General features: G+C 68.6%; 26 protein-coding genes and 3 pseudogenes. 16 read left to right on the forward strand and 13 right to left on the reverse strand.

Going from position 1 to position 25,279, the window contains the following annotated elements; genetic code table 11:
• The first annotated feature begins 51 nt into the window (after positions 1–51).
• The 10 genes and pseudogenes from ACIHFD_RS22100 (at position 52) to ACIHFD_RS22145 (ending at position 8,814) form a co-directional block, all read left to right on the forward strand.
• Positions 52–1,881: a glycoside hydrolase family 15 protein gene (locus ACIHFD_RS22100; RefSeq protein ID WP_397368473.1), complete on the forward strand. Its 1,830-nt coding sequence runs from the start codon at positions 52–54 to the stop codon at positions 1,879–1,881.
• Positions 1,878–3,260, forward strand: a complete 1,383-nt coding sequence (locus ACIHFD_RS22105; RefSeq protein WP_397368474.1) for a glucose-6-phosphate dehydrogenase — start codon at positions 1,878–1,880, stop codon at positions 3,258–3,260. Before ACIHFD_RS22100 ends, ACIHFD_RS22105 begins: the two co-directional genes overlap by 4 nt.
• Positions 3,260–3,430 (forward strand): hypothetical protein, encoded by a 171-nt coding sequence (locus ACIHFD_RS22110; RefSeq protein ID WP_397368475.1) that lies wholly within the window; start codon positions 3,260–3,262, stop codon positions 3,428–3,430. Before ACIHFD_RS22105 ends, ACIHFD_RS22110 begins: the two co-directional genes overlap by 1 nt.
• Positions 3,414–4,870 (forward strand): annotated as a pseudogene (locus tag ACIHFD_RS22115) (IlvD/Edd family dehydratase). Before ACIHFD_RS22110 ends, ACIHFD_RS22115 begins: the two are co-directional and overlap by 17 nt.
• A 160-nt stretch (positions 4,871–5,030) precedes the next feature.
• Positions 5,031–5,198, forward strand: a complete 168-nt coding sequence (locus ACIHFD_RS22120; RefSeq protein WP_397368476.1) for a hypothetical protein — start codon at positions 5,031–5,033, stop codon at positions 5,196–5,198.
• Complete coding sequence (locus ACIHFD_RS22125) at positions 5,144–5,701, forward strand: NAD(P)-dependent oxidoreductase (RefSeq protein ID WP_397368477.1); 558 nt, start codon at positions 5,144–5,146, stop codon at positions 5,699–5,701. Before ACIHFD_RS22120 ends, ACIHFD_RS22125 begins: the two co-directional genes overlap by 55 nt.
• Positions 5,702–6,125: 424 nt before the next feature.
• Positions 6,126–7,070, forward strand: a complete 945-nt coding sequence (locus ACIHFD_RS22130; protein WP_397368478.1) for an acyltransferase domain-containing protein — start codon at positions 6,126–6,128, stop codon at positions 7,068–7,070.
• A 55-nt stretch (positions 7,071–7,125) separates the two neighbouring features.
• Positions 7,126–7,326: pseudogene (locus tag ACIHFD_RS22135) on the forward strand (hypothetical protein); the annotation flags it as partial.
• A gap of 192 nt (positions 7,327–7,518) precedes the next feature.
• Positions 7,519–8,292, forward strand: coding sequence for a maleylpyruvate isomerase family mycothiol-dependent enzyme (locus ACIHFD_RS22140; protein ID WP_397368479.1), 774 nt, complete (start codon positions 7,519–7,521; stop codon positions 8,290–8,292).
• 312 nt (positions 8,293–8,604) lie between these two features.
• Complete coding sequence (locus tag ACIHFD_RS22145; RefSeq protein WP_397368480.1) at positions 8,605–8,814, forward strand: TOBE domain-containing protein; 210 nt, start codon at positions 8,605–8,607, stop codon at positions 8,812–8,814.
• Positions 8,815–8,936: 122 nt separating this feature from the next.
• Here the strand turns inward: ACIHFD_RS22145 and ACIHFD_RS22150 are convergent, their stop codons facing one another.
• The 5 genes and pseudogenes from ACIHFD_RS22150 to pafA all read right to left on the reverse strand — a co-directional run bounded on the left by ACIHFD_RS22150 (position 8,937) and on the right by pafA (position 12,815).
• A complete protein-coding gene (locus ACIHFD_RS22150) occupies positions 8,937–9,284 on the reverse strand; it encodes a hypothetical protein (protein WP_397368481.1) in 348 nt (115 codons plus the stop codon).
• Positions 9,285–9,764: 480 nt separating this feature from the next.
• Positions 9,765–9,866, reverse strand: a pseudogene (locus tag ACIHFD_RS22155) (MaoC/PaaZ C-terminal domain-containing protein); the annotation flags it as partial.
• A 92-nt stretch (positions 9,867–9,958) separates the two neighbouring features.
• Entirely contained in the window at positions 9,959–10,708 is a 750-nt protein-coding gene (locus tag ACIHFD_RS22160) for a hypothetical protein (RefSeq protein WP_397368482.1), read from the reverse strand.
• A 116-nt stretch (positions 10,709–10,824) separates the two neighbouring features.
• A complete protein-coding gene (locus ACIHFD_RS22165; protein ID WP_397368507.1) occupies positions 10,825–11,049 on the reverse strand; it encodes a transposase family protein in 225 nt (74 codons plus the stop codon).
• A gap of 407 nt (positions 11,050–11,456) precedes the next feature.
• Positions 11,457–12,815 (reverse strand): Pup--protein ligase, encoded by a 1,359-nt coding sequence (gene pafA, locus ACIHFD_RS22170; RefSeq protein ID WP_397368483.1) that lies wholly within the window; start codon positions 12,813–12,815, stop codon positions 11,457–11,459.
• 504 nt (positions 12,816–13,319) lie between these two features.
• Between pafA and ACIHFD_RS22175 the strand changes: the two genes are divergently transcribed.
• Positions 13,320–13,457: a hypothetical protein gene (locus tag ACIHFD_RS22175; RefSeq protein ID WP_397368484.1), complete on the forward strand. Its 138-nt coding sequence runs from the start codon at positions 13,320–13,322 to the stop codon at positions 13,455–13,457.
• 169 nt (positions 13,458–13,626) lie between these two features.
• On the opposite strand, the gene ACIHFD_RS22180 is transcribed toward ACIHFD_RS22175, so the two are convergent.
• Both ACIHFD_RS22180 and ACIHFD_RS22185 read right to left on the reverse strand, forming a co-directional pair.
• A complete protein-coding gene (locus tag ACIHFD_RS22180) occupies positions 13,627–14,004 on the reverse strand; it encodes a cellulose binding domain-containing protein (RefSeq protein ID WP_397368485.1) in 378 nt (125 codons plus the stop codon).
• A 540-nt stretch (positions 14,005–14,544) separates the two neighbouring features.
• The gene (locus ACIHFD_RS22185; protein ID WP_397368486.1) at positions 14,545–15,288 is read right to left on the reverse strand and encodes a hypothetical protein; all 744 of its coding nucleotides are present in this window, start codon (positions 15,286–15,288) and stop codon (positions 14,545–14,547) included.
• A 31-nt stretch (positions 15,289–15,319) separates the two neighbouring features.
• On the opposite strand from ACIHFD_RS22185, the gene ACIHFD_RS22190 reads away from it, so the two are divergent.
• Positions 15,320–16,498, forward strand: coding sequence for a protein kinase family protein (locus ACIHFD_RS22190; protein ID WP_397368487.1), 1,179 nt, complete (start codon positions 15,320–15,322; stop codon positions 16,496–16,498).
• 381 nt (positions 16,499–16,879) lie between these two features.
• On the opposite strand, the gene ACIHFD_RS22195 is transcribed toward ACIHFD_RS22190, so the two are convergent.
• Positions 16,880–17,425, reverse strand: coding sequence for a MarR family winged helix-turn-helix transcriptional regulator (locus ACIHFD_RS22195; RefSeq protein ID WP_397368488.1), 546 nt, complete (start codon positions 17,423–17,425; stop codon positions 16,880–16,882).
• A gap of 115 nt (positions 17,426–17,540) precedes the next feature.
• On the opposite strand from ACIHFD_RS22195, the gene ACIHFD_RS22200 reads away from it, so the two are divergent.
• Complete coding sequence (locus ACIHFD_RS22200; protein ID WP_397368489.1) at positions 17,541–18,389, forward strand: oxidoreductase; 849 nt, start codon at positions 17,541–17,543, stop codon at positions 18,387–18,389.
• A 110-nt stretch (positions 18,390–18,499) separates the two neighbouring features.
• On the opposite strand, the gene ACIHFD_RS22205 is transcribed toward ACIHFD_RS22200, so the two are convergent.
• Positions 18,500–19,366, reverse strand: a complete 867-nt coding sequence (locus tag ACIHFD_RS22205) for a PhzF family phenazine biosynthesis protein (RefSeq protein WP_397368490.1) — start codon at positions 19,364–19,366, stop codon at positions 18,500–18,502.
• Positions 19,367–19,942: 576 nt separating this feature from the next.
• Between ACIHFD_RS22205 and ACIHFD_RS22210 the strand changes: the two genes are divergently transcribed.
• Positions 19,943–20,380, forward strand: a complete 438-nt coding sequence (locus ACIHFD_RS22210) for an ester cyclase (protein WP_397368491.1) — start codon at positions 19,943–19,945, stop codon at positions 20,378–20,380.
• A gap of 67 nt (positions 20,381–20,447) precedes the next feature.
• Here ACIHFD_RS22210 and ACIHFD_RS22215 read toward each other — a convergent pair whose 3' ends face one another.
• Positions 20,448–21,311 (reverse strand): aldo/keto reductase, encoded by an 864-nt coding sequence (locus ACIHFD_RS22215; protein WP_397368492.1) that lies wholly within the window; start codon positions 21,309–21,311, stop codon positions 20,448–20,450.
• A 74-nt stretch (positions 21,312–21,385) separates the two neighbouring features.
• Between ACIHFD_RS22215 and ACIHFD_RS22220 the strand changes: the two genes are divergently transcribed.
• Positions 21,386–22,294 carry a LysR substrate-binding domain-containing protein gene (locus ACIHFD_RS22220; protein ID WP_397368493.1) on the forward strand — a complete coding sequence of 303 codons (909 nt, stop codon included), beginning with the start codon at positions 21,386–21,388 and terminating at the stop codon, positions 22,292–22,294.
• Between the two features lie 9 nt (positions 22,295–22,303).
• Here ACIHFD_RS22220 and ACIHFD_RS22225 read toward each other — a convergent pair whose 3' ends face one another.
• On the reverse strand, positions 22,304–22,924 hold the full coding sequence (locus ACIHFD_RS22225; RefSeq protein ID WP_397368494.1) for an MFS transporter: 621 nt from the start codon (positions 22,922–22,924) through the stop codon (positions 22,304–22,306).
• A 24-nt stretch (positions 22,925–22,948) separates the two neighbouring features.
• Between ACIHFD_RS22225 and ACIHFD_RS22230 the strand changes: the two genes are divergently transcribed.
• Positions 22,949–23,605 carry a TetR/AcrR family transcriptional regulator gene (locus tag ACIHFD_RS22230; RefSeq protein ID WP_397368495.1) on the forward strand — a complete coding sequence of 219 codons (657 nt, stop codon included), beginning with the start codon at positions 22,949–22,951 and terminating at the stop codon, positions 23,603–23,605.
• A gap of 21 nt (positions 23,606–23,626) precedes the next feature.
• Here ACIHFD_RS22230 and ACIHFD_RS22235 read toward each other — a convergent pair whose 3' ends face one another.
• Together ACIHFD_RS22235 and ACIHFD_RS22240 are read right to left on the reverse strand one after the other, a co-directional pair.
• The gene (locus ACIHFD_RS22235; protein ID WP_397368496.1) at positions 23,627–24,562 is read right to left on the reverse strand and encodes a hypothetical protein; all 936 of its coding nucleotides are present in this window, start codon (positions 24,560–24,562) and stop codon (positions 23,627–23,629) included.
• Between the two features lie 35 nt (positions 24,563–24,597).
• The gene (locus ACIHFD_RS22240) at positions 24,598–25,182 is read right to left on the reverse strand and encodes an NAD(P)-dependent oxidoreductase (RefSeq protein ID WP_397368497.1); all 585 of its coding nucleotides are present in this window, start codon (positions 25,180–25,182) and stop codon (positions 24,598–24,600) included.
• Positions 25,183–25,279 lie beyond the last annotated feature (97 nt).

Genomic DNA, 25,279 nt, shown 5'->3' on the forward strand with positions numbered 1-25,279 from the left:
CAAGCAGCGGTGCCTCCGACGGCGCGCCGTACGACGAAAGAGGAATCCGGCATGCTCGATCCCGATCCATCGTTCCGCCCGGTCCGCCGTCGGGATGGCTACCTGCCGCTGGAGGATCTGGGTCTCATCGGGGACGGCACGACCACGGCACTGGTCGGCCTGGACGGCTCGATCCCGTGGCTGTGCCTGCCCCGCTTCGACAGCGAACCACTGTTGTGCGGCCTGCTCGATCACGCACGAGGCGGGCACTTCACGCTGACGGTGGAGGACCTGCGGGAGGCCCGGCAGCGCTACGAGCCTGATACCGCGGTGCTGGTGACCGAGTTGCGTAGCTCGAGCGGTTCGGTCAGGATCACCGACGCGCTGGCGCTGCGTGCCGGCGCCGATCTCAGCGACGATGCGGGTGCGAGCCGGGCCGAGCTCGTCCGTTCCGCCCAGGTCCTGGACGGGACCGTCCGCGTGCCGGTGGAGCTGCATCCCCGCGGCGGTGGGCAGACCCGGCTCCTGGGCAGCGGCCTGGAGGTGCAGGCGTCGCGGCGGCCGGACCTGCGCCTGCATCTACGTTCCAACCGTCCCCTGACCGGCCTGCGCACCGTCCACGACCTCGAACAGGGCGATCGCCTTGATCTCGTGCTGTCCTGGGGCCGTATTCACCGCCACCACCGGTTCGACCCCGAGGCCATGCTGCGCGAGACCGCCGAGGCATGGCGCCGGTGGATGAGGAACTGCCGCTACAGCGGGCCGGAGGAACCGCTGGTCCGCCGCGCCGCGATCACGCTCAAGCTGTGCGACGACTGGGTCAACGGCTCGCTGGTCGCCGCCCCTACCTCCTCCTTGCCCGCGCCGATCGGTGGCGTACGCAACTGGGACTACCGCTACACCTGGATCCGGGATGCCGCCTTCGCCGTGTTCGCGCTGCGCCGCATCGGCTTCGGCAGCGAGGCCGACGCCTTCCTCGGCTGGGTCCTCGACGCCTTCGAACAGAGCCGCCGACCGCGGATCATGTACAGCATCTGCGGCGATCCCGTACCTGAGGAGATCCAAGACGTCGGCCTGGAGGGCTACCGGCGTTCCGCTCCTGTGCGATGGGGTAACGGCGCAGCTGATCAGCGTCAGCACGACGTTTACGGCGAGGTGCTGGACTGCGCCGACCAGTGGCTGCGCTCCGGGAGTGAGATCCAGCCCGCGCTGTGGTCCGGCCTGGCGGAGCTGGCCGACACCGCCGTGCGCGAGTGGCGGCAGCCGGACCAGGGCATCTGGGAGGTACGCAGCGCAAGCCGCGTCTTCACCTACTCCGCCGGAATGTGCCAGGTGGCCCTGGACCGGGCCGCGGCGATGGGCGAGCGGCTCGGCCTGCCCGGCCAGGTCACGAGGTGGCGCGCCACGGCCGACAAGCTGCGTCAGCTCATCGTGGACCAGTCCTGGAACGAGGACGCGCAGTCCCTGGGCGAACACCTCGACGGCAGCGGCGGACTGGACGCCAGCCTGCTCGCGCTCCCGCTGCGGAAGGTCATCCCGGCCGACCACCCGCGGATGGCGGCCACCACCGCGGCCATCGCCGAACGTTTGTCCGCCGGCGACGGACTGCTCTACCGCTACCTGCACGACCACTCGCCCGACGGCCTGCCAGGCGACGAGGGCGCCTTCGTGTTGTGCAGCTTCTGGCTGGTCGAGAACCTCGTCCTGCAAGGCCGTGCCGAACAGGCCGAGGAACTCTACGCCTCGCTGTGCGCCCGGGCCAGCCCGCTCGGGCTGCTGCCGGAGCAGATCGACCCGTCGACGGGCACGTTCATGGGGAACTTCCCCCAGGCATTCAGCCACATCGGCGTCATCGCCGCCGGCGTCAGGCTCGCACGAGCGAAAGAAGGGATGATGACATGATCAACAGGCTCGTCATCTTCGGCGCCACCGGCGATCTCAACGCGCGCTACCTGCTTCCGGCGCTGGCCGCCCTGTGGACAGCCGGGCATCTGGACAACGGCTTCCAGCTGACCTGCGTGGACCGGGCCGACTGGACCGACGAGGGGTTCCGGCGCTGGGCCGTCGATCAGCTCGACCGGCATGGCCTCTCCTCCTCTGCCGACGCCAGGAAGGCGATCGTGGAGTCCGCCCGCTACCTGCGGGCCGACGCCACCGACGTCACCGATGTCGCTTCGGCCATCGCCGGCGACGGTCCTGTAGCGGTCTACCTCGCTCTTCCTCCAGCGATCTTCCCTGGCACGGTGGCGGCTTTGCGCGGCGCGGGCCTGACACCGGGCAGCCGGATCGTGCTGGAGAAGCCGTTCGGCGAAGATCTGGACAGTGCTGTGGCGCTGAATCAGCTGCTGTCGGAGGTCGTGCCGGAGCAGGCGGTGTTCCGTGTCGACCACTTCCTGGCCATGACGACCGTTCAGAACGTGCTCGGCAGCCGGCTGGCCAACCGGGTGCTGGAGCCCATCTGGAACAGCGCGCACATCTCCGAGGTGGAGATCGTCTGGGACGAGACCCTGACGTTGGAAGGCAGGGCGGGCTACTACGACGGCGCCGGGGCGCTGAAGGACATGCTGCAGAACCACCTGCTCCAGGTGCTGTGCCTGGTGGCCATGGAACCACCGCTCAGCCTCGGCGAGCGTGACCTGCGCGATCGGAAGATCGACGTGCTGCGCTCGGTACGCCGTCTCACGGACGACGACGTCGTGCACCGTACCCGCCGCGCCCGTTACCTGGCCGGCCGCATCGGTGACCGGGACGTTCCGCTCTACGTCGAGGAAGAGGGCGTGGACCCTCGGCGAGGTACCGAGACCTTCGCCGAGGTGGAGCTGGAACTCGAAAGCTGGCGCTGGTCCGGGACGATCTTCCGGCTCCGCACCGGCAAGGCGCTCGGACACGATCGCAAAGAGGTCGCGGTACGGTTCCGGTCCGTACCTCACCTGCCCTTCGGCGACGGCGAGCAAGGCGCGCCCAACGTGTTGCGCTTCGGGCTGGAGCCGGAGGGCATGACCCTCGCGCTGACCGGCGTCGGCCCCGACGGACGCAGCCTTGCCCCGCTCACCCTCACCGCGCAGCTGGAGGCCCCCGGCTTGCCTGCCTACGGCCGGCTGCTGCTGGACGTCCTGCAGGGCAACGCAGCCCTGTCCATCCGCGGCGACGAGGCCGAGGAGTCCTGGCGGGTTCTCGCACCTGTCATGTCGGCCTGGTCCAGGGACCTGGTCCCGCTGCTCGAATACCCGGCCGGATCGGACGGGCCTGCCCGCCCTGGTGGGGCGGCGAGGAGTACCTGATGCCATCGACGAAGGCGGCCCCAGGCGGCCTGCGCAGCCAGGCATGGTGGGACAACGCCGGCAATCCGGAGATGACGGCTCTGTATCTCGAACGCTTCCTCAACTTCGGCCTGACCCCGGGGGGAACTCCAGTCGGGCCGGCCGATCATCGGCATCGCCCAAACGGGTAGCGACCTCGTTCCGTGCAACCGCCACCATCTCGCCCTCGCCGACCGGGTCAAGGACGGGATCCGCGACGGCGGTGGCATCCCTTTCGAGTTCCCCGTCCACCCGCTGCAGGAGACCGGCAAGCGCCCGACCGCCGCCCTGGATCGCAACCTCGCCTACCTCGGGCTGGTCGAGGTGCTCTACGGATATCCACTCGACGGGGTGGTCCTGACGACGGGCTGTCACAAGACCACGCCCGCGTGCCTGACCGCCGCGGCCACGGTGAACATCCCCGCGATAGTCCTGTCCGGAGGGCCGATGCTCAACGGCTATCACCATGACCGGCAGATCGGATCGTCAGGCTCGGGACTGGTGATCTGGCAGTCGAAGCGGCTGCTCGCCGGCGGGCAGATCGACTACGACGAGTTCATGGCGCGCGTGGCCGCTTCCGCCCCCAGCATCGGTCACTGCAACACGATGGGCACCGCGCTGTCGATGAACAGCCTGGCCGAGGCCCTGGGGATGTCCCTGCCAGGCTGCGCGGCGATCCCGGCCCCCTATCGCCGGCGAGCGCAGATGGCCTACGACACAGGCCGCCGGGCGGTGGCCCTCGTGCATGAGGACCTCACCCCACGCAAGATCATGACCCGGCAGGCTTTCGAGAACGCGATCATCGTCGCCTCGTCAATGTGCCCATCCACATCAACGCCATCGCTCGCCACGTCGGGGTGCCGCTGTCCATCCAGGACTGGAAACGGGTCGGAGCCGACATCCCGGTGCTGGCGAACGTCGCCCCCGCCGGGGAGTTCCTCGGCGAGGACTTCTACCGCGCCGGCGGCGTCCCCGCGGTCATGCGGTCATTGCTGGCAGCAGGGCGCCTGCGCGGCGACGCCGTGACCGTATCCGGACGTACCGTGGCCGAGAACCTGGCCGAGGCCCCGCCCGCCGACCCGACGGTCATCCGCCCGTTCGACGAGCCTGTCGCCGCGCGCGGCGGACTTCTCGTCATGACCGGCGACCTCTTCGACTCCGCGGTCATGAAGACCTCGGTCATCACCGACGACTTCCGCGCCCGCTACCTGCCGCATCCCGATGACCCGCAGGTGTTCGACCTCCGCGCCATCGTCTTCGACGGGCCCGAGGACTACCACGCCCGCATCGAAGACCCCGAGCTGGGCCTGGACGAGAACTGCATCCTCGTCATCCGCTACACCGGGCCGATCGGCCACCCGGGATCGGCCGAGGTCGTCAACATGGAGGTGCCTGCCGCGCTGCTCCAACTGGGCATCACGACGCTGCCCACGCTCGGAGACGGCCGCCAGAGCGGCACCTCGGACGCACCGTCCATTCTCAACGCCGGCCCCGAGGCCGCGGCCGGCGGCAACCTCGCCATCCTGCGCACCGGCGACCGGATCCGCATCGACATGGACAACGCGCGTGTCGACGTCCTCCTGTCCGATTAGGGGATCGCCGCGCGATGGGCCCAGTACCCGCCGGTCACGTTGGACAACCAGACACCGTGGCAGGAGATCTACCGTTCCACGGTGGGGCAGCTGGACAGCGGAAGCTGCTTGGAACTCGCCGTGTCGTACCAGGATCTCGTACACACCAAGGGGATTCCCCGTGACTCGCACTGACGCCAAAGGCACGATCCTGATCGCCGACTTCGACATCGGCGACGTGGACATCGAACGCGCCATCGTCGAGGGGGCCGGGTTCGAGCTCCTCGCCGCACGGTGCAAGAGCGAGGACGAGGCGATCGAAAGGGCCAGGACGTCGACGGCGTCCTGACCCAGTACGCGCAGGTCGGTTTCCGCGCCATCGACGCGTTCACCCGGTGCCGGGTGATCGCCCGCTACGGCACGGGCGTGGACATCGTCGACGTCACCGCCGCCACCCGACGGGGCATCCAAGTCACGAACGCACCGAACGAGTGGTGCGCCGACGAGGTCGCCGACCACGCCGTCGCGCTCTGGCTCGCCGCCGCCCGCAAGATCTGCCAATACGACCGGGCGACCCGGCAGGGCACATGGCAGTGGCAGAGCGGAGAGCCGATCTGGCGGCTGAGGGGCCAGGTGTTCGGGCTGCTGTCCTTCGGCTCCATGGCACAGCTCATCGCCGAACGCGCGAAAGCGTTCGGCGTCGAGGTCTGGGAGCCAGGGCCGGTTCCACGCCGGGTCGTCGGGCTCGTCGGCGAGGAATCTGCGGAGCGGCGCGTGCTCGCCAGGGGAGTTGTAGCGCTCCCTCGGCTCCAGGCGGGATCTCGATGTCGGCCTTACCGGAAGGGTCAGTGATGCGGTAGCCGCGCACCACGAGACTGCCCCGGTCTGTGGCGTACAGCGTGGGCGAGCCGCCGTTCTGCGAGGCCGAACCGAGGAACATAACCCTCATGCCTGCCTGAGGGGACTACGGCCTCGACGTAGCCGTCAACCCTTCGGACGTGATCGCTCCAGGGCGTCGTACATGGCCCTCCGGGAAGTCAACTCCAACCACCAGGCGAGTCATGATGGCGGCGTACGGCACTGGCCGATCAATGACGTAACCGCCCACCACCAGTACCGGCAGGGAACCACCGAGTGAGCGTCGAGCAGCAGGCCATCACCGGCGAGCATTGGCGGCATGCCCGCACCGGGGCCCTCCTCGGTGGCAGGACGGCCGGAGAGGGGCAGGACCTCGACTCTTCTCCGTGGCGTTGCCAGTGATCGTAGGATCGTCCGCGTGGATCTGGATGACATCGCCGCCCGGCTCGGGGTACCCGTCGAGGACGTCGACCGCGTGCACCGGCTCGCCGGCGACCGGCCGTCGGCTCCGCTGCCCGCCAAGGCCGACGCGCGCGCGATCCTCGACCGGCTCGCGGTGCGGCCGGACGACGCCGACGAGATCATGGCGGGCTGGCCCGACCCCGACTCTCCCCTGTGGACTCCGGAGCTGCGCTGGCTGCTCGACCGCTCGATCGCCCTGGTCCGCGCCGATCTCGGGGGCCACGGCTGGCTGCCGCCCGGTCCGGAGCTGCCGCGCGAAAGGGGCCCCGCCTGGCGGCATCTCTACGTGTACGCGTACCTGGCCCTGGTCGACGTCGTCACGGGGTACCACCGCGACCACGGCATCGCCGATGCCGTGTCGTGGGTGACCCTGGCGGATCTGGGCCGCAACCTCGCGATCGACCGGCGGATGCACCGCGAGGGCTGGCCGGTCATGCAGAGCTGGCTGACGCTGCACGCGCGTGGCGGCATCTACGAGCTGGGCCGGCTGCAGCACCAACGCGGCGGCACCACCATCGACCTGCACATTCCCGAGTCGGGGCCGATGACCCCGGAGGCGGTCGCGGCGTCGCTCGACGAGGCCCGCACGTTCTTCCCCCGCCACTTTCCCGACGAGCGCTACACGGCGTTCTCCTGCGGCTCGTGGTTGCTCGACCCGCAACTACTGGAGTACTTGCCCGAGGACTCCAACATCGTCCGGTTCCAGCAGAGGTTCGAGCTGGAGCCCTACGAGGAGCCGGAAGGGCAGGACGCCGACGTCGAGGTGCTGCGGTTCGTGTTCCGCACCCTGACCACGCCGCTCGACCAGCTACCACGCCGCACCGTGCTCCAGCGCGCGATCGTCGACCACCTGAAGGCCGGCCGCCACTGGCAGATCCGCCGCGGCCGCTTCCCGATTTAGTGCTCTGACCGGGAACGTTTACCGGGTTGGCGGCGGGCGGGCCGGAACCGGTTGGATGAGACGGACATCCGACGGGTTCGGGGGCGTGGTGGCGGAGCTGGTCAAGAGCAGGAGGCTGACCGACCAGGAGGGCCGGCAGTTACAACGAATCGTGTGCCGGGGCAGCACCAACACAGTGCGCTGTCGACGGGCGATGATGCTGCTGGCCTCGGCCGGCGGCAACCGAGTTCCAGTGATCGCCCAGTTGGTGCAGGCGTTGGTAGCGGGCCTGGTGGTTGCGCTGGTGCTCTTGGCCCAGATGGTAGGTCCAGTAGCGGTCGAAGTCGTCGTTGGCGAGCAGTGCGCGGAGTTTCAGGACGCTTCGGCGTCGGCGCTCCGCCCGGCCCTCGACGCGTTCGTCCGACAAATTCGCTACCCGGCGGCCGGAGCGCCGTGATACACAACCGAGGTGCAAAACATTTTGGAGTTTCCCGAGGTCCTGCGGCTGATCGAAGACCGCTCGGCCGCGTTCCGCGCCGCGATCGCGTCCGCCCCCGACCTTGACGTCCAGGTCCCGACCTGCCCGAACTGGACGCTGCGCGAACTGGCGCAGCACCTCGGCGACGGCCGCCGCCGCCAGGCCGCCATCGTCGCGGCGGGCCCGGGCGCTGAACCCCCGGCGAGGACGGACCCGAAGGGCGCCCCGACCGCGCCCCGCGACCGCGAAGCCCTGGACGCCTGGCTCGCCGAGTCGACCGAGCTCATGCTCGACGCGATGCGCGAGGCCGGCCCGGACCGCGGCTGCTGGACCTGGTGGGGCCGCTCGCAGGCCCCGGAGACCAGCGGAGCCGTGGCCCGGCACCAGATCCAGGAGATCGCCGTCCACACCTACGACGCCCAGCTCACCCAGGGGGCCGCACAGCCGCTGCCGACGGACGTCGCGGTCGAGGGCGTCGACGAGTTCCTGACGACCGTCTCGGCGACGACCGTCCCCTGGCCGTTCAAGCCGGCGACCATCGACCTGCACACGACCGAGGGCCGCTCCTGGCGCCTGACCCTCAACGCCGACGGCGTCCGCTGCGACGACCTCGCCGCCGACGCGGAGCCGGGCGACATGGCGATGCGAGGCGCAGCGAGCGAATTGGTCCTCTACTTCTACGAGCGCGTCCCGCTCGATGGCCTGGAGACCACCGGCGACACCGAGCCGATGGAGCAGCTCGCAGACTGGGACCCGAACGCGTAAAACGCCCACTTGTGGCGCATCTGTCGGTTGTGCGCGCGCTCCTGCGGGCGCCACTGGGCCCGGGGTTGCGGACATCGCGCGGCTGCGGGCAGGCTGCGGGCCTGCTATTCAAGGGCGAAAGGCGCACCTGGAACTCGGTTGCCGCCGGCCGAGGCCAGCAGCATCATCGCCCGTCGATAGCGCACTGTGTTGGTGCTGCCTCGGCGCACGATTCGTTGTAACTCGTGGTGGCGGAGCTGGTCAAGAGCAGGAGGCTGACCGACCAGGAGGGCCAGCGATTACGAGGCGAGTGCCGAGTCAGGAGTGGACGCTATGCGATTGAGCGCACGTAACAAGATTCCGGCCCGGGTGACTGGGCTCGCCAAAGGCGAAGCGACAGCGAATGTGGAACTGGACGCCGGTGGGATGCGGTTGGTCACCTCCGTCACCGTAGAGGCCGCCAATGAGTTGGGACTGGTGGAGGGCAGTGAGGTTATCGCCGTGATCAAGGCGTCCGACGTGATGCTGGGGTTTGAGAGCTAGCGCGGCGTCATCTCGGGGCTCCAGGTCGATGGAGAAGCGAGCGCCTCGAAGCTGGCAAATGCGGTGGTCCCCGATCGGTTCCGTGACCACCCTGGCCGGCGAGCGCAAGGCCGGCCGCCCGCTCAGGGTGAGCAGGATGCCGCTGCGGGCAGAGGTCGCGTCAGGCGGGGTCGAGGGTGGAGGCGTAGGACGCCGCTGACGTAGCGGCCGCCCTTGACGTCGCCGGGTACGACCAAGCGCGGACCTTCCTTGGATCCGGTGGCCGTGACGAACAGGCGCAGCTGGGCGTTCGTGACGTTTGGGTCGATGCGCGGCCCGGCCAGCTTGAGGACGTTGGCGAGCAGAGGGCCAGTGAAGGTGTGCTTCTCCGCGCAGTGGGAGGTTTGGTAGCGCACGCGTACGGTGTGCTGCGGCAGGCCGCGCAGTCGCGCCATGCTGAACGAGCGCGGATGGTCGACCTGGCCGCGCACCTTGACCGCACCGACGGCGTTCTGCTGGGCGGAGGAGGGGCCGGCCGCCGCACGGCGAGGTGGGGAAGGCGCTGGCTGGAGTTTCGCGCTCGGACAGGTCCGAGATGTCCGTCCGGTCCGAAACTGCTGCCGGACGAGGCCATCGCCCTGCAAATGGGACATGTCGGCCCGGACATCGGTCCGGCCTTCCCATCGAACGACGGAGTGCGCACGATCATGCATCACCTGCAACAAGCAGAACTCTTAGCCGTGGTGACAACGAGAGCCGAGTGTAGGTTTCTTCGTGAGTCGCGCTACGTTCCTCGGTAGCTGGCCGGTCGGCGCGCCCTTGACGTCGGTGAGCTTGCCCACGGCCCTGCTGCGCGCGCCGACGAGCCGGGCCTGGGGAAGCGGACCTTGTTCAGGCCGTAGTTGACGCCCATCGCGATGCAGCCCCCTCGACCAGCTCGAACATGAACGACGGCAGTGGCGACAAACTCAGGCGATCGTGCCGCCGAACGGCCCTTCCTTGGCCCGCTCCACGTCCACGTGGATCCACTGATGATCAGTGATGGCATCGGCGAAGAGGTTGACCTGGTCATCAGTGACCGTCCGTCACTCCGCAGGGCCGAATTTCTCGCCGACGGCCGTCTTGAGCTCCTGAACATTCGCGAAGGTCCGCATGGTCCCGAACGCTATTGCGCGGGCGGGACGGCTGCCAGGTTCAGCACCGTGAACATGCCAGGTTCGCCGTCCCAGTAGATGATCGTGCTGGGCTCGGAGGAGGTGCCCACGCCGTACCCGCCGCTGCCCTTGCCGGTGGCGGCCACCTCGCCGGTGGCGGCGTCGTAGACGGTGGTCCCGGCGAACAGGAACCGGTCGAGGATCGGGAACCGGGTCAGAGCCATCGAGACGTCGCGGAGGCCGTCGAGGGCGATCGTGTTCGTGCCGTCGAGGTACTGCATGAACGATCCTTGCCCGTTACGCCCGAAGAACCAGGAGGGTCCGCACCGCAGGCCCTGCGCCGACGCGGGCACGTTGATCTCGGTCTGCGCGCCCCGCGCCAGGTCCACGAGCTTGGTCTGGTTGCGGTCGTCCCCCTTCGGACCGTCGGCCACGTCCACGGCGTACGGCCATTTCATCAGGTGCAGCCCGTCGCCGCCGGGCACGCGCGCCGCCTCGCCGCCCGCGAGGGGGATGCTCCAGACGCCGCCGGAGAGCTCGGACCAAGAGACGTGGTCGCCGTCGACGCCGATCGCGTCGATCTGCGCGTGCTTCCCGGTGAACGTGCCGAGCAGCCTGGGCCCGCCACCCGCCAGCGGGACCGTCCAGATCTCGCGCACGGCCGCGCCGTCCTTTTCGCTGTCGGCCCAGGCCTTGGTGAGGGTGGGCTGGTTGGCGGCGACCTTGGTGAGGAGAGGCAGGCCGGCGGCGCTGTCGGACACGCTGGCGGCGGTGACCAGGACGGCGAGTAGGAGCCGAGGGTGCGGACAACGGCAAGCAGTTCACCGGCCGGTCGGGCGAGCCGAAAGCGGGAACCTGCTCGGCGAAGGTCCGCTTGTCACAGGCAGTGTTGTCGCAGCAGCACCTCCTGCCCGGCCACCGGCAGATCCGACAGGCACCGCTCATAGCGGCTGTGAACCCGCACCGACTCACAGCCACAGGCCGGACATTCACCCCTCGGCTCCGTCTTCGCGGCTTTCACCCGCACGGTCGCTCCCATCCGATGCACCCGCTCGATACGAACGGTGGCAAGGTGTGGGAACACGACCGCCGACAACTCCATGATCGACACAGAGCAGCGTCCCGACACCGACACTGGCCCGCACCCGGCTCAACATGATCGTGATCTTGGAAGTGTGGCCGATCACGAAAAGTGGACCACACCCAGTAGTGACAGCGATGTCGGTGAGAGGCAGCAGCGCTCCTGGGCTTGCGGTGGACGATAAGTGTGCTCCGCAGGGTGAGGGGGTGCTGGTGCACCCGAAGTCCAAGGTCGAGTTGTACGCGGCGACCCGCCGCGATTCCCGCGCAGGCTCAGCGAGTCGGGCCTGCAGCGCAAGTACGGTGTGGGCTTTCGTACGATCGACAAGGCCCTGGCCTCGGTCTGGCCGGCGCCACGCAAGCCACTGCCAGCGCGTGCATCCCGGCTTGACCCGTTCAAGCCACTGAGCTACTTCCAATCCCTCTCGGTCACATGCTGGCGATGAGTTTGTCCACCCTCTCGTCGACGCTGCGGAACGGGTCCTTGCACAGCACGGTGCGCTGCGCCTGGTCGTTGAGCTTCAGGTGCACCCAGTCGACGGTGAAGTCGCGCCGCTTCTCTTGCGCCTTGCGGATGAACTCGCCACGCAGCCGCGCCCGGGTGGTCTGCGGCGGCACCGACTTGGCCTCGAAGATCTTGATGTCGGAGGTCACCCGCTCCACCGCGCCGCGCCGCTGCAGCAGGTAGAACAGCCCGCGCTTACGGTGCACGTCGTGGTAGGCAAGGTCAAGCTGGGCCACCCGGGGCGAGGACAGCGGCAGGTCGTACTTCTTCCGGTACCGCTCGATGAGCTGGTACTTGGTGACCCAGTCGATCTCCCGGGACACGGTGTCCAGGTCGCCGGTCTCCACCGCCCGCAGGGTGCGCTCCCACAGCTCCAGCACCCTCCGCGCGATCACGTCGCCGCCCCGCTGGTCCACGAAGTCCTTGGCCTTGCCCAGGTACTCCTGCTGGATCTCCAGCGACGACGCCTCACGCCCGTTGGCCAGCCGGACCCGCCGTCGCCCGGTCATGTCGTGCGAGACCTCGCGGATCGCCCGGATCGGGTTTTCCAGGCTCATGTCGCGCATCACGATCCCGGCCTCCACCATGCGCAGCACCAGATCGGTCGCGCCGACCTTGAGCAACATGGTGGTCTCGCTCATGTTGGAGTCGCCGACGATGACGTGCAGGCGGCGGAACCGCTCGGCGTCGCCGTGCGGCTCGTCACGGGTGTTGATGATCGGGCGGGACCGGGTCGTCGCCGACGACACCCCCTCCCAGATGTGCTCGGCGCGCTGCGACACGCAGTACACCGCCCCCCGCGGGGTCTGCAGCACCTTCCCCGCGCCGCAGATGATCTGCCGGGTGACCAGGAACGGGATCAGCACATCAGCCAGCCGCCCGAACTCCCCGTGCCGGCCCACACAGTAGTTCTCATGGCAGCCGTAGGAGTTGCCGGCCGAGTCGGTGTTGTTCTTGAACAGGTAGATGTCGCCGGCGATGCCCTCCTCGCGGAGCCGCTTCTCGGCGTCGACCAGCAGCCCCTCCAGGATCCGCTCACCGGCCTTGTCATGGGTGACCAGCTCCACGATGTTGTCGCACTCGGGGGTGGCGTACTCGGGATGGCTGCCCACGTCCAGATACAGCCGGGCGCCGTTGGGCAGGAACACGTTGCTCGACCGGCCCCAGGACACGACCCGCCGGAACAGGTAGCGCGCCACCTCGTCCGGAGACAGCCTGCGCTGACCCCGGAAGGTGCACGTGACGCCGTACTCGTTCTCCAGACCGAAGATGCGTCGATCCATTACCTCACAACTATTCTCCCCGCCCGCGCGACGGGGGAGATCGTCTTTCGCCGGCCCCGGCCGGGGATTGATGTGTGGGTACCCGGAAAGCCGACAACACATGCGCCACGAGGCCGGCTTGCAACGGAGTCTGGCTGGAGCCCGCCGCGGCCCTTGCCGGACGATCAAGGACCATGATCCTTGCCACTCACCGGCGGGGGATCACATCCCACCGTGCCAAGCCATCCCCCTCCGCGAGCTGCATCGGTTGACGCAGGGCCGGCCGTGGCGCCCAGGTTGGCGATCGTCGACCGACCTCCTGCACGCCGAGACAGGGACAAGGATCGACCTCGGCGCGATGCCCCCCGAGAGGATTGCTCGATGCCGGGCAGCGTGGGCGCGGCTCACCGGACGTCAGACATGCGTCGTCCACGGCGACCCCAACAACCCTGGCAACGTCCGCATGACCGCGAATCAAGCCGCGCTGATCGACTGGGACGAGTCGCACGTCGACGTCCCCGCCTCGTGCTGCCCGACAACGCCGCCGGGCTGGACGACGGCGCGTACGACATCGCCGCGCAAGCGTCGGCCGCAAGGGAAGCCGCCATCTTCTGGGACGACGAGTTCGCGGTCAAGCGGCTCGCCGAAGTTCGAGCGGTCTGAGAACGCGTTCGAGGATTGGGGTTATTGGCGGTCGAGTGCGCACATCACTTGGCCAACCCGTGGTCCTTCGTGTTGGCCATGGAAAGGGACGCTACTGTTCGCCAGTGTTGCGGTGCGCCGCAATGGAACCGGTCGTGCAGGCTCGCGACGAGCTGCCGGTGCGGGCAGCTCAGCACGGCAACAAGGGTCCGCCGTTGACCCTCAGGCCGCCGCCGTGGCCGTCGCTGACGCCGGTGGCCAGAAAGCCGAAGCTCACCCGGCCGTCAGGCGGGATATAGCCGTTGTACGACTGGTTGCCGGCCGACATGCTCTGGCCTGGTTGGGTCACGATCGCATCCCACGCGTTGGTGACCTTGGTGCCGTCGTCCCACGTCCAGGTGGCCGTCCAGCCGTCGACCGGCATCGGGTCGTTGATGAGGGTGACCTTGATCTGAAAACCGTCGGTCCACGAGCTGACTTTCTCCCACTCGCACGCAATGATCGTCGCTTGCGCGGGGGAGGCGTACGTGCCGATCAATACGATCGCTCCGGCGAGAGCCGCCGTCACCCGAGCCAACCGCGATGTACGTCGTCTCGTCATGACCAACCCTTCGGCAGGAGCGGGCACGGCCCGGCACCGAGGAACGCTTCCCCTCGGAGGTACCTCTCTCGGAAGACCGGGGTCAATGCGGGAACCGGCCTGCGCCAGAGCCTGCGCACCGACCACGGCTTCACCTGCCGCCATTCCCGATCAGGGGCTCATCCTGGGATTTTCGAACTGAAACTTTCACGTGTCATCCCGCCGGAGCGCTTGCCGCCAAGTGCGAACGGTCCGGGTCATCCGGGCCCGGCGGCGCGGGCCTCCTCGCGTTCCTCGAATGGTCTGGCATGGCTGCCGATGGCCCACAACCGGCGGCCGAGAGGGTTGTAGACGCCGGCAGGGGCGCGCGGCGCACCCTTGCGACGAGCTCGTCCCGCGCCTTACCGGCGTCCGTGCCGCGCAGGGAGCAGTCGGTGCAGCGGGCGCACCAGTCGCGGAAACGGGTGAGATGGCCCGCTGCGACACATCGCTCATCTACGAAAGGCCCAGGCCCGGTCAGTGGAACAATCAGGAACCCGTGTCAGCGGTCACCGTCTCCGGGTCCGGCGCTTTGATCGACACCTTGCCTCCCCACCCGGTGAAGCGGCTGTCGATCGTGATCGTCTTGCCGTCGAAACCGCTCTTGTCGATTACTCCCGTTGCCGCGTACGAGCTCCTCACCCTGCTCACGAGCCCGGCCGAGGTGAGGCTGAGGGTGTAGGTGACTTTCGTGTCGTCGTGCATGCGCAGCGGGATCGACGCGTCGAACCAGCGCGACACCTTCTCCAGTTCCTTGAACGTGATCTTTCCTGTGATGGTGCTTCCGCTCAGCTTGCCTTTCTTGATCAGCGCGGATAACGTTCCCGGCTCCGCGGGGTTGATGACCTGCCCGTAGAAACCGCCGGCGCCGCCGGGCATGCCGCCGGTCTTGAGCCACGTCTTGCCATCTGGAAGGCGCTCTTTCCAGATGCCGCCCGAGGTATAGCTGATCTTGCCGACGCTGATGGTCCGCTCAGGCTCGGCGGGGCCCGTCTTGCAGGTGATGTCTGAGGCGGCGATGCCCTTGGCGTTGAACTGGAACGTTCCCTTGCGGCTCTGCAGCTTGACCTTGCCGTCTCCGATGAGAGTGGTGGTCTCGGTGAACCGTACGCCGTGCCCGGAAACCAGCTTGCTCTTCAGAGCCCGGACGGGATCCTTGGGCGCAGCCTGCGCGGGAGCGGCGGTCACCAGAAAAGCGCAGCCGGTAACCAGAACTGTGATCGTCTTCTTCATGGAATGTGATCATTCCGGGAGCGGGTAACGGATGGGCCACGGTCCCGCGGTACACGGTTGGCAAGAGGTCAACGACCAGCTCGCCGAGCTCGGCAAGCAGTGCGGCACGGTGGTCGCCAGGCAAGGGCGGCCGTCATCGGTCAGTAAAGTGATCAGGATGACGGACACCCGGCTGATCACCCACCGTGACGTTTCCACGGCCATGGCCCGTTACGACGACCGGGAACTGGCCGAGCTGCTGGAGCGCGAGGCCGTACCCCTCGGCACCGGCATCGGCGGGGCGTCCGCTCGGCTCGCGGTCGGCGGCACCTCGGTCTTCGTCAAACGCGTGCCCCTCACCGAGCCCGAACTGCGCCACCCGCACTCGACGGCCAACCTGTTCGGGCTGCCGCCCTTCTGCCAGTACGGCATCGGCTCGCCCGGCTTCGGCGCCTGGCGCGAGCTGGCCGCGCACACGATGACCACCGAGTGGGTGCTGACCGGCCGGTTCCCTGGCTTCCCGCTGCTGTATCACTGGCGGGTGCTGCCCAACGCCGAGCCCGCCCCGCTGTACGAAGAGCTGGCCGACATCGATCGGGCAGTCATCTTCTGGGAGAGCGCGCCCGGCGTGCGCCGCCGCCTCGAAGCGCTGGCAGAGGCTCCGGCGAGCCTGACGCTCTTCCTGGAGTACTTCCCATACAACCTGCACCAGTGGCTGGACGAGCGGGTGCGCGCGGGCGACGCCGACCGCGCCTGCGCCCTGGCGGACCACGGGCTGCGTGAGGCCGTGTCCTTCATGAACGCGGGCGGCCTCCTGCACTTCGACGCGCATTTCGACAACATCCTCACCGACGGGCACCACTTCTACCTGACCGACTTCGGGCTGGCCGTGTCGACCCGGTTCGACCTGTCAGAGGAGGAACAGGCCTTCTATCGCCGGCACCTCACCTTCGACCGCACCTACACGCTGACGTACCTGGTGAACTGGCTGGCCGGCGCCTTCCACGGCGTCGACTGGCCGGGGCGTCGCGAACTGGTGCGGGAATGGGCGGCAGGAGAGCGGCCGACCGGCGTGCCCGGCGGGGTCGCGACCCTGCTGTCGCGGCACAGCCCACTGGCCACCGTGCTGAACGGCTTCTACCACGATCTGCAGAGTGAGAGCAGGAAGACGCCGTACCCGCTGGAGGAGATCCGCCAGGTTGCCGGACGGCACGCCCTACCGCTCGAGTGAAGGGTCACCCACCGCTTGAGGAGACGCACGCCGAACGGGGAGGACGCTCTGCTCGGGTGAGGCTCACTCGCCGCGATGGTCCTCGCCTCAACGTCCACGACCTCGACCTGGCCAACCGGCCCGCGCCCATCCGCGATCGCCGGGCTCAATAGGCTGATGGGCGCGGGGTTGCACGTACGGGCCGTCCTGAGCGTGCCGCCTCGCGCGGTTCCGGCCTGCGGGCTCCGGCACGGCGCGGGGCTCCGGCAGGGCATCGTCGGCGAACCGCGCCGTCGCCCTATCCCAGAGGGGCGTTCATTTTCGGGAATCCAGCCGCCGGTGGTGCGGGAAGAAGCGGCTGAAGCCTCTTGATGAGCACCGCACAGGTCACCGACCGGACATCTACCGAGCTTGTTGATGGCGAGGCGCCGGGCCGAACTCGTCCTCCAGGCGGGCCAGCAGTTGGGCGAGCAGTCGATTGAGCTGATCGAGGTCGTCGGACGCCAATGCGTCGGTGAGCAGGCGCTGTTCGCGAGTGGTGCGGTCACGGGTGGCCTGGCTCCAGCGCCGCCGGCCCAGCTCGGTGAGGCGGACCGGGCGGCTGCGGCCGTCGACGGCGGGGACGGGCTCGACCAGCCCGGCCTTGCTGAGGCGGTCGATGCGCACGCTCATGGTCCCGGCGGTGACGCCGAGTTCGTCGGCCAGTTGCTTGGGGGTGCGCTCGTAGGGCGGGCCGGAGCGTTGCAGGGCCGACAGGGCGGTCCAGTCTCCGGGGGTGAGGTCGTTGGCGGTGGCGACGTCGGCCAGGAGGTGTTCGAACAGGCGGGAGATGCGGCCGATGCGCTGCCGGGCGGCCTCGGTGACGGGGTCGGCGTCGGCCATCTGGGAGATCCAGGCGTCAATCTCGGCGGCGACCGAGTCGCCTGCGGGTGCGGGGTCAGGTCTCACGTTTGACGTCCTTTGAGTATCAAGCTACTTTGCTTTGAGTCTCAAACTTTGAGTCCCAAAGCAAAGTCTACCGGGATGCTCACCCCGCCGATCACGACCTGGAAAGGACCCTCACATGATCACCTCAGCCTCTTCCGGCAAGGTGTGGTTCATCACCGGCACCAGCACCGGGCTGGGCCGAGCGCTCGCCCACGTCGTGCTGGAGCACGGTGACCGGCTGGTGGCCACCGCGCGCGATCGCGCCACCCTCACCGGTCTGACCGAGCAGGCGGGCGACCGGGTCCTCGCCCTGGACCTGGACGTCACCGATCCGGTCGCCGTCCGCCGTGCCGTCGATGCCGCGCTGGAGGCGTTCGGCCGGATCGACGTGCTCGTCAACAACGCCGGATACGCCATGCGCGGCGCCCTGGAAGAGATCACCGATCAGGAGCTGCGGCGCCAGTTCGACACCAACGTCTTCGGCGCCATCGACGTGACCCGCGCGGTGCTGCCGGCCATGCGCTCCCAGCGATCCGGGCACATCGTGCAGATGTCCTCGGTCGGCGGGGTGACCACCATGCTGGGCGGCACCGCCTACGGCGGGACCAAGTTCGCGCTGGAGGGACTCTCCGAGGGGCTCGCCGCCGAGCTGGAGCATCTGGGGATCGGCGTCACCATCGTCGAACCCGGCCCGTTCCGCACCGACTTCGCCGGCCGCTCGTTCCGCTGGGCCACTCCCATCGACGACTACCGGCCCGTCATCGAACCGGCCAAGGCGACCTTCGTCGCCCAGCACGGCGCTCAGCCGGGCGACCCGGTTCGCGCCGCCCGTGCGATCGTCGCCGCCGTCAACCTGGACACCCCGCCACTGCGGCTTCCCCTCGGCGCCCGTTCCTTCGACCGCATCCGCGCCAAGCTCCGCGCCCGCCTCGACGAACTCGACCGCCTGGAGCCCCTCGGCCGCGACACCGATTTCCCCACCTGACCACTCACCACTTGGCGCTCACCGTCGAGGACGGCGACGTCACCACGGTCGAAGGGCCCGCCTCCGGGCGGACGTGGAACCGGCGTGCGACCAGCGCGCGCCCGGCCGGCTCAATGCGAGGGCAGCTTGATCATGCCCTTTCCGAAGAATCGCACCAGCCCGCTCACCATGATCTCACCGGAGACGTCCACGATGATTTGACTGGGGAATCCCATCTCCATGCCTTGATCAATCGTCATCCGAGCCTGCCCGGTGTGCTCGCGAAGATACGCGCCGAACGCCCCCGCGGCTGACCCCGTAGCCGGATCCTCGCCGGTCGTGAAGTCCAAGGCAAAGCAGCGGGAGCGCCACCGTCCGGGACCTTCTTCGGCCACCAGATAGCAGTTCAGACTGTCCGGCTCGGCGAAACCCTCAAGCGCCTTGTACAGGGAATCGCGATCCAAAGTCGCGCGAGCCAGTGCGGAGACTTCGCGCAGCGGCAGAATCAATGCGGGCAGCCCGGTCGACACTATTTGCGCCGGCAGTTCGGGGTGGGCGTCCTCCGGTGCGACTCCGAGCGCCGCGAGAACATGTGAAGACGATACGGTCGCCCCGAAAACCGGTGAATTCTGGGCAATGGCCACCATGGCTTCATCGCCTGCCGACTCGACGACGAGTCGCTGGCGGCCGCTCATGGTCTGCTGTGTCAGCTCGGTCGAACCGAGGCCGGAATGCCAGACATGAGCGGCCGCGGCGCCGAGCGACGGATGCCCGGCGAAGGGAACCTCGCGCGCGACCGTGAAGATTCGATGCGTGTAGTCGCACCAGGGGTCATCAGAGGCCACGAGAAACGACGTCTCGGGCTGCAGGAATCGGCGGGCGATCAGGGCCATCGTCGATGTGTCGACAGCGTCCGCTCCGTGTATCACCGGCAGCAGGTTTCCGCTCATCGGCGTGCGGCTGAAGACCTCTACCAAACTGAAGGCGAATTCGGCCATATTCCTGTCCGATCGTCAGCGTCTGCGGCTCATTCTGAATGGGGGAGTCGGGACCGGACGCTATCACCGCCGACGCCGAGTATGCGGCCCGCGACGTGCTGCCACATGAGTCCACCGCCACCGATGCGGACGACCACGGACGGTGATCAGGCCCAGACCGATGACCTGATCGCCGTCCTTCCGAGTGGCGCACGTCGTTCCGATCAGGACCGGAATCCGGCAGGACCAGGACTCGTGGGGCGGTCAGAATCCCGGCTCTGACCGCACGTGGTCGGCGCTACCTCGCCAGAAAACGAAGAACCCGATCGTTGACCTCTACGGGCGCCTCCAGGAAGGGGAAGTGGCCCACGCCCCGCAGTCGCGGCGGGAAAGCTCTCGCGGTAGAGCCCGGGGGCCGCGCGTACGTCGGGCCCCGTGCACGGAACGACCTCCCCGGACACGACGCCTTCGCCCGACCGCGGATGGATCGGGCACATGCCGCCTTGGCCCCTATCTCACGCGGCCATGACCGGCGGCTTACCTGCCTCTCGGTAACGTGAGTGGTCAAACTACGACCTAACCCACTTCAGAGGCCCCATGACCACCTTCTGGGATCTCAAACACCAGCTGGCCGACGCGGTCAATGCGCACGACCTGCCGAGGGTGCTCGCCTGCTACAGTCCGGACGCCGTGTACGTCTCGCCTGCGGGCGTCGCGGAAGGACATGACCAGATCGCGTGGCTCCACGAGCAGATTCTCAAGGCGTTCCCCGACTTCCACATGACGGCCTGGTACGAACTCGGCGACTGCGATAACCCCGCCGTCACGGAATGGACGTACACCGGCACCCACAAGGGCCCCCTGCTGCTGCCCGACGGGCGAGAGATCGCGGGAACGGGCCGCCGCATCACCGTCCGGGCCACCTGCGCCACGTTCGTCGAGAACGGGAAGATCATCTCGCACCGCGAGTACTACGACCAGCTGGAGCTGTACAGCCACCTCGGCTTCGGCCTGGCGGAGCTCCACCCCACGTAGACAGGCCTGGAGCAGCCGGCCCGCCCGTGAACAGTCCGCCTGTGGCCTCGCCAGGCGAACAGACCGGTCAACCGGCCGGCTCCAGGCTCTGGGCTTCGCGCCACACCGCATCCAGGCGGCCGAATTGTTCATCGGTCAGCCTGATGTCCATGGCCGCCATGTTCTCCTCCAGGTGCACGACGGAGCTGGTGCCGGGGATCGGCAAGGTGACGGGTGAGCGGGCCAGCAGCCAGGCGAGTGCCACCTGCGCGGGGGTGCCACCGATCTGCTGTGCGACCTGGGCAAGCGGTCCTCCCGCGAGGGCGTGCGCTCCGCCGGCCACCGGAAACCAGGGGATGAAGGCGATGCCCGCGGCCCCGCAGTAGTCGAGCACGTCCTCGTGCCGCCTGTCGGCGAGGTTGTAGAGGTTCTGCACGCTGGCGATGGGCACCGTCCGGCGGGCCTCCTCAAGCTGGGCGACGCCGACCTCCGACAGTCCGATGTGGCGGATCTTGCCGTCGTCCCGCAGTTGCTTGAGCGCCCCCAGCTGTTCGGCGAAGGGGACCTGGGGGTCCACACGATGGAGCTGGAAGAGCTCGATCCGCTCCAGCCGGAGGCGGCGAAGGCTAAGCTCGGCCTGCTGGATGAGGTACTCCGGGCGGCCCAGCGGCTTCCAACGGTCGCGCCCCGGGCGACTCTGCCCCGCCTTGGTGGCGATGACCAGGCCGGATGGGTACGGGTGCAACGCCTCGGCGAGCAGCTCCTCATTGGCGCCCAGGGCGTACGCGTCGGCGGTGTCGACAAGGGTGACGCCGAGCTCGACGGCTCGCCGCGCCACCGCGATCGCGGCGGGCCTGTCCCTGGGCGGCCCCCAGTCCGTCAGCCGCATCGCGCCGAACCCCAGCCGGCGCACAGACAGGTCTCCACCGATGTCAATGGTCTCGTCAGCCATAGCCAGCACCTTGCCGTACGCAATTACAAAGGACAAGCGACTCTTTCTGCCACATATTGCGTAGCATTTCTAAGATGTTGAATCTGGATCGGCTTCGTACTCTGTACGCGATCGCCACCCACGGGTCGGTCACCGCAGCCGCGGACATCCTGCATGTCACCACCTCGGCGATCTCCCAGCAGATGGCGAAACTGGAGCAAGAGGTCGGGCAGCGCCTGCTGGAGCGCAAGGGCCGCGGCGTGCGTCTCACCGAGGCCGCCGAGTTGCTCGCCGTCCACGCGGGGCAGATATTGGCGCTGGCCGAACGGGCCGAGGCGGACCTGGAGGCCTGCCGTGGCGTCGTCGCCGGGCAGCTGACGCTTGCCGCCTTCGCGACGGCCGCGCGGGGGTTGGTCCCGCCCGCGCTGCGGGATCTCCGTCGTGATCACCCGCGGCTGCGGATCATGTTGCAGGAGTGCGAGCCGCACGAAGCGGTGCCGGGGGTGAGCCGCGGCGATCTGGACATGGCCATCGTCCAGGATTGGTGGGACTCTCCCTTGTCCCTGCCCGGCAACTTGAGCAGGGCCAGGCTGCTCGACGACGTCGCCGACATCGCGGTGCCGGAGGGGCACCCCTTGGCCTCGCGGACCACCGTGGAGATCGAGCAATTCGCCGGCGAGCCATGGATCACCTGGAGTGACGGCTGGATCTGCAACTCCTGGCTGGTGGAAACGCTGCGTGCTCGCGGGGCCGAACCGGATATCGCCTACACCGCCGGCGAACACCACACCCAACTGGCCCTCGTCGCCGCCGGCCTCGGCGTAGCGATCATTCCCAGACTCGGCCGTGACCCCGTCCCCGACGGGGTCCGTTTCGTCGAGGTGCGGCCACGCCTGACCCGCCACATCTACGCGGTGTGGCGCACCGATGCCGACCGGCGGCCGTCCATCCATGCGGTGCTCCGATCCCTGCGACAGGATCGCGGAAGCGCAGGACCGAAGTAGCCGGCCGGCTCAGGATGGCGGCGTTCTCCTCCGAGGGAACAGCGCCGCGGGGACGAGGGCGAGCACTGCCAGGGCCAGCGCCCAGCCGAACGTGACGCCGAACGCGGACTCGGGGCCGGCGTGGGCGCCGGCGAGCTGATTCTCCAGCACGATCAGGAAGATCGCGGTGCCCAGTGATCCGCCGATCCGGTTGAGGACGTTCAAGGCGCTCGCGGCGCGCGGCGTTTCCCGCTCGTCGACAGACGCGTAGGCGGCTCCCATCGTAGGACCCATCACGCTTCCGAGGCCGAGCCCCTGGACCACCAGCGACACGCTCAGTGACCACGCCGCCGGTCCCGCGCCCGCCTGGGTGAACACGGCCGTTCCCGCGGCCATGAGCAGGAGGCCGGTGAGTACGACGGCGCGCGCGCCGTAACGGTGGGCGAGCCGTCCCGCGGCGAACGCGCCGACGGCGGCGCCGAGCGCCTGCGGGATGAGGAGCAGGCCGGTACGGAACGCGTCCGTGTGATGGACCTGCTGGTAGAAGAGCGGCAGCAGGACCATGGAGCTGTAGAGCGCGGCGCCGAGCAGGAACGAGGTCCCGGTCGCCGCCGCGAAGCCACGGCGGGCGAACAGCCGCACGTCGATCATCGCCGCGTCGCCGGCCCGCAGCGCGTGGATGACGTAACCGCCGACCAGCAGCAGCCCGGCGCCGAGGACGGTGCCGAGGACAGTGGTGGCGACGGACGATCCTGGTCCGCCGCGTTCGCCGCCACCCAGCTTTTCAAGGAGCGCGGCTTCGACAAGGTGACGATCGCCGACATCGCGAGCGCCGCGGGCGTGGCCAAGATGACGGTCACCAACTACTTCCCCCTCAAGGAGGACCTCGTCCTCGACATGGGCGAGGAACACGTCACCACGCTCACCCGGGCGGTCGGACAGCGCGAGCCGGGCGAGTCCGCCCTGGCCGCCCTGCGCCGCGACTATCTCGAACGGGTACGCCGGCGCGACCCGCTCATCCCCGACGACGACATCGCCTGGCAGCGCCTGGTGCGCGACACCCCGGCGCTCCGCGCCCGCCTCCGGCAGATCCACGAGCAGGCCGAGCACGCTCTGGTGGCCGTGCTGGCCGACGAGACCGGCGATGCGGGAATCACGACGACACTCGCCGCCGCCCAGCTCGCCGCCGTGGACCGGCTGCTGTTCTACGAGGGGCAGCGACTGGTCCTCGAAGGCAGGACCTCCGACGAGATCTTCGCGATACTCGCCGACACCGCCGACCGCGCATTCGGCCTGCTGGAACCTGCCTTGGGCGGCTACGCCCGCCGTTGACGGCGCTGAAGCACCGCGACGTTATGCGCGCGCGTATCTGGCGGCCATGGCATGGAAGATTTCCTTGGGCGTCCACCGGGTCTCGTCGAGCATTTTCACCACGCCGTAAGAGCTGAGGTCCTGCTCGCCCTGCAGAGTGAATGCCGCGAACGTGAACCAGAGCGCCGTGTCGATGCCCTCGTCGTGGAAGAGGTCGAGCAATTCGGTGAAGTAACGCACCTGCTCGCCCTCGTCTCGCACGGCCGCGTTCGGCGGCTGCCACGCCATCGCGCCGAGCTCGCCTGCGCCGGTGTAGGCGCAGGTCCCGAATTCGGTGACGACGACCGGCTTGCCGTGCGCGAAATGCCGGCGCAGGTCCTCACGGAATCGACCGGCGTTGTACGCCGCCCGGTAGCCCCCGACACCGACCAGGTCGAACGGGGACCAGTCGACGAGCTCCCATTGCCCGGACGCGTAGGTGACGCGGCCCCCGAATCGTTTCCGCACGGCCTCGGCCACCTCGCCCAGCCGGCCGTTGAGCCGCTGCATGATCGGACCGAGAGACGCCCAGAATTCCGGCCCGCCCCGCATGGCTTCGAATCGATCGAGGAAAGTGTCACCGGGCAGGTAACCGCCGCAGTACGCGCTCATCTCGCACCCGGCCACGAAGATCACCTCGGCGCCGTTCCCGCGCAGCGCCTCGGCCCGCTCCGCACACTCGATCAGACAGTCCATGGTCTCTTCGGGCGTGAGGTCAACCGGGAACGGCGCGAACCACACCTCCAGACCGGCCGCGGCCGCTTCCCCGGCGGCCACGCTCAGCCGCTCAGGATCCCTGCCTGAGACGCGGACCACGGAGCAATGTAAATCATCGGCTATCGTGCGCATGTCGCGCCTGACGGCCTCCACGTCGAACGTCTTACGCGACAGCTGCTCTCCAGGCAGGAATCCGGTGTCGTAGTTGATGCCGTGTTTCATGGATGACCTTTCTGCTTCCTCAGCTGGGGCGGCTGCTACCGAGGTCCGCAGATCCCCAGCGCCTTGCCGATGAGATCGGCGTTTTCGACGGTGTCGAGCAGCGCCATCGCATAGTCGGCGCGGGACAGCTGCATCGCGCCACCGGTCGCGTTGGCCTCGAAGTCGACGTGCACCCGCCCGGACGGCGGCTTGTCATTGAGCATGGTGGCGCGTGCGATGCTCCAGTCCAGGCCGCTGACCTGCAGCATGCCCTCGGCCCGCGCGAGGTCCACGTACGCCTCGCGGAAGAACAGCCAGGCCAGGGCGACCGCGAGACGCGGACGGGTGGCGGGCACCGAGCGGCTGCTGGTCATCACCAGCCGCGACACGCCGCGCTCCCGCATGGCCGCGATGAGGTTGCTCGCGATGCGACTCCCGCCGACGGCGGCGATCACCGCGTCCTGGCCCTGTACGGCCGTGCGCACGGTGTCGAGGTCGTGGGCGTCGCCCTGGTGTACGCCGGTCAGCCCCGGAAGGTCGTGCAACGAGTCCGGACGGCGGGCGAAGGCCGTGATCTCGTGCCCGCGCCTGATGCCCTGCGCCAGGACGTGCTTGCCGGTGCGACCGGCCGCGCCGATCACTAAGCTTGAGGTTTAACCTTTGAGCTGCACATTTGCCGCGATCGGCAACAGAGGTGATTGATCCGACATAGCGGATTGTGTCCTCTGCAATACGGCG

The organism is Nonomuraea sp. NPDC051941 (genome assembly GCF_044593615.1).